The sequence below is a fragment of the Nocardia sp. NPDC058497 genome (assembly GCF_042720195.1).
In the GTDB taxonomy this organism is placed as follows: domain Bacteria; phylum Actinomycetota; class Actinomycetes; order Mycobacteriales; family Mycobacteriaceae; genus Nocardia.
The window spans coordinates 1-3,235 of record NZ_JBHXMY010000640.1 but is presented as its reverse complement, the minus strand read 5'-3'; the positions used below and the strand labels follow the sequence as shown (position 1 = coordinate 3,235).

5 protein-coding genes are annotated in these 3,235 nt (G+C 67.2%); 4 read left to right on the top strand and 1 reads right to left on the bottom strand.

Annotated elements, in window-relative coordinates; translation table 11 throughout:
• From ACFWPJ_RS28690 to ACFWPJ_RS28680, 3 genes are all read left to right on the top strand, one after another.
• Positions 1-318, top strand: a 318-nt coding sequence (locus tag ACFWPJ_RS28690) for a multicopper oxidase domain-containing protein (RefSeq protein WP_378856005.1), incomplete at its 5' end; no start/stop codon positions are given.
• Positions 318-1,499: a ZIP family metal transporter gene (locus ACFWPJ_RS28685; protein ID WP_378856003.1), complete on the top strand. Its 1,182-nt coding sequence runs from the start codon at positions 318-320 to the stop codon at positions 1,497-1,499. The genes ACFWPJ_RS28690 and ACFWPJ_RS28685, both read left to right, overlap by 1 nt.
• Positions 1,496-1,900 carry a Rieske (2Fe-2S) protein gene (locus ACFWPJ_RS28680; protein WP_378856001.1) on the top strand — a complete coding sequence of 135 codons (405 nt, stop codon included), beginning with the start codon at positions 1,496-1,498 and terminating at the stop codon, positions 1,898-1,900. Before ACFWPJ_RS28685 ends, ACFWPJ_RS28680 begins: the two co-directional genes overlap by 4 nt.
• Positions 1,901-1,946: 46 nt before the next feature.
• On the opposite strand, the gene ACFWPJ_RS28675 is transcribed toward ACFWPJ_RS28680, so the two are convergent.
• Positions 1,947-2,621, bottom strand: a complete 675-nt coding sequence (locus ACFWPJ_RS28675; protein WP_378855999.1) for an ArsR/SmtB family transcription factor — start codon at positions 2,619-2,621, stop codon at positions 1,947-1,949.
• 118 nt (positions 2,622-2,739) lie between these two features.
• Between ACFWPJ_RS28675 and ACFWPJ_RS28670 the strand changes: the two genes are divergently transcribed.
• Positions 2,740-3,235, top strand: a 496-nt coding sequence (locus ACFWPJ_RS28670) for an MBL fold metallo-hydrolase (protein ID WP_378855997.1), incomplete at its 3' end; no start/stop codon positions are given.

Here is a 3,235-nt window from a genome sequence, read left to right as displayed (position 1 = left end):
GCGGTCAACGGGATCCCGTTCCAATACATGCACGCGCCGGTGCGGGTGAAGCGAAACGAGCTGGTCCGGATCTATCTGGTAAATGTGCTCGAGTACGACCCGATCAACCGCTTCCACGTCCACGGCAACTTCTTCGACTACTACCCGACCGGCACCCGGCTGCAATCGTCGGAATTCACCGACACGATCGTGCAGGGTCAAGGCCAGCGCGGCATCTGCGAGATGCGGTTCCCGCACCCGGGCAAGTACATGTTCCACGCCCACAAAACAGAATTCGCCGAACTCGGGTGGATGGGGTTCTTCGAGGTGAGCGACTGATGGACACTACGACTACGCGGCGCCCGTGGCTGCTGGGCCTGGCGACCCTGATCCTGTTGGTGCTGGCCTTGATCGGGATCGCCCTGCTCGGCGGGGCGAGTCTGCCCGACCGGGCCGGACCCCCGGTCGAGGAAGTCGGCGTCGAACGCGTGATTCTCGAGCCTGGATCGATCGAGCTGAACCTGCGCAATACCGGACCCGACCCGGTCACGGTCGCGCAGATCTTCGTCAACGACGCCTATGTCGACTTCACCGGCCCCACCGAACCGATCGGGCGGCTGACCTCGGCGCATCTGGTGCTGGACTACCCGTGGCAGAACGGGCAGCCCTACAAGGTTTCGATGCTCACCTCCACCGGCCTGGTGATCGAACACGACATCGCGGCCGCTGTCGAAACCCCGAAGGCGGGGGCGTCGTTCTTCGGGTTGATGGCGTTGCTCGGCACCTATGTCGGCATCATCCCCGTCGTGCTGGGGATGCTGTTTCTGCCGTTTCTGCGTTCGGTCGGCACCACCACCGTGCGGGTTCTGCTCGGGTTCACCATCGGATTGCTGGCGTTCCTGGCCTGGGAAGGCACCCGCGAAGGGTTCGACATCGCCGACTCCTCCGGCGGCCCGTTCGGCGGCGCCTCGCTGGTCGTCCTCGGTGCGGCGCTGGCGTTCCTCACGCTGACCGCGGTCGACCAATGGCTGCGCGGGCGCCGCAAGACCGCCGCCGAGCAAGGCACAGCAAGCGGTGTCCGGTTGGCGTTGATGATCGCGATCGGCATCGGCCTGCACAATATGGGCGAAGGCCTGGCCATCGGATCCGCCTACGCCATCGGCGAACTCGCGCTCGGGGCGTTCCTGGTCATCGGGTTCACCATCCAGAACACCACCGAAGGTCTCGCCGTCGTCGCGCCCCTGACCGAACGTCGCCCATCGCTGGCAACGCTGGCGGGGCTGGGCCTCATCGCCGGAGCACCGGCGATCCTGGGCGCGGTCATCGGCGCCAGCGCCGACAATCCGGAGATCTCGGCGCTGCTGCTCGGTGTCGGTGTCGGCGCGATCGTCCAGGTGATCGTGCAGATCATCCCCAGTGTGCGCGAACCAGGCACCACCACGATCAGCGCCCGCACCCTGGCCGGGATCGCGGCCGGATTGGTCACGATCTGGGCGACCGGACTGCTGGTGGCCGCATGAGCCCCATCACCACGACCCCGCTCACCCGCCGCACCGCGCTGGCCGGGGCGTGCACGCTGTGCGCGGTCGCGGTCACCGGTTGCGCGACCGGACAAGCTACCCACACCGACGGCCGACCGGTGCGGGTACCGCGCGCCGGGATCGATGTCGGTGGCGCCGTGGTGTTTCCCGAGCACCGGCTCCTGGTCACCCAGCCCGGTGATGGGGTGTACAGAGCGTTTTCCGCGGTCTGCACCCATCAGGGGTGCGCGGTCACCGACGTCGACGATGACGTCGTGAAGTGCCCCTGCCACGGCAGCAAGTTCCGCCTCACCGACGGATCGGTTGTCAAAGGCCCGGCCCAGAAGCCGCTGGCCGAACGGACAGTCACTGTCGACGGCAACACCCTCACGATCACCTGACCCGCGCGGACAGGCCCGAACTTCTAGTCCTCCGGCCGGGGCCCCATCAGGCCGAAGTGGCTGTACTGACCGGCAATTCGGCCAGCCGCCACTCGAGCATGCCGTCATGGAGCCGAACCGCGTGACGGCCCTGCTCGGCAAGCAGACGAACCGCGTCGTAGGCCAGGACGCAGTACTCGCCGCGGCAGTAGACGACGATCTCGGTGTCGACAGGCAATTCGGCGATCCGGTCGGCCAGCTCACCGACAGGGATGTTGACGGCGGTAGGGATGTGGCCGGCCGAGAATTCCGGCGCGGGGCGCACGTCCAGGACGACAACCTGTCCGGATTCGGCCCGGGCCAACAGCTCTTCGCGGGTCATCTCCTGGCCGCCGCCGGGACCGAGGTAGCCGTCCCGAGCGGGTGCCACCGCGGGCTGGTGCGCCTCGGCGACCTTGCGCAGCAGTGCGAACAGCTGCGCCACATCCGCACCGGCGAGGCGGTAGTGGATCCGCACGCCGTCGCGGCGGGTGGCGACGAACCCGGCCTGCTTGAGCGTCTGCAGGTGCGCGGATGCGGTCGTCAGGTTCAAGCCCGCGGCACCGGCCAGCGATTCGACGGTCCGCTCACCTTGGGCCAGCAGATCCAGCAGTTCGAGCCGTTTGCCGCTGGCGAGCGCTTTGCCACTGGCCGCGAAGGCCTCGTACAGCGCCGACTTCGCGGCGGGCCTGTCGCCACCCATGGCTCCTCCGATCATCTGTCGAACAGGTTGTCTTCCATGAAACCATGGAATAAGATTCTATGTTATTCCATGGTTAATTGGAATATGGACTTGAGACCGGCGACCCAGGAGTTACGCGATGCCGACCGACTTCACCCTCATCCCCGTCATCGACGAGGGCCTGGGCAACTCGACCTATCTGCTCGACCTCGGCGACGGGCGGGCGCTGGTCCTCGACCCCGAACGCGATGTGCGGCAGGTCCGCGCCGAAGCCCGGCGTCGCGGCCTGCGGATCGCCTATGCGGTCGAGACCCACCTGCACGCGGACTTCATCTCCGGGGTGCGTGAGCTCGCCGAGACCGACGGCGCGACCGTCATCGCGCCCGAGGTCGGCCCGCGCGGATTCGAGGTGACCACACTCGCCGACGGGGAGACCGTCGCCATCGGCGAGTTCGCATTGGAAGCGCTGGCCACCCCCGGGCACTCCCCTGAGCATCTGTCGTACCTGCTACGCGAAGGTGACCAGCTCAAAGGCGTGTTCACCGGCGGTTCGCTGATGGTCGGCACCGCCGGGCGCACCGACCTGGTCAGTCCTGATCAGACGATCCCGCTCGCGCGCGCTCAGTACCACTCAC

Excerpts from the sequence above, each read along its gene's own strand:
- ACFWPJ_RS28680 (WP_378856001.1), top strand. The coding sequence starts at position 1,496 with ATGAGCCCCATCACCACGACCCCGCTCACCCGCCGCACCGCGCTGGCC.
- ACFWPJ_RS28685 (WP_378856003.1), top strand. The coding sequence starts at position 318 with ATGGACACTACGACTACGCGGCGCCCGTGGCTGCTGGGCCTGGCGACC.
- ACFWPJ_RS28675 (WP_378855999.1), bottom strand. The coding sequence starts at position 2,621 with ATGGGTGGCGACAGGCCCGCCGCGAAGTCGGCGCTGTACGAGGCCTTC.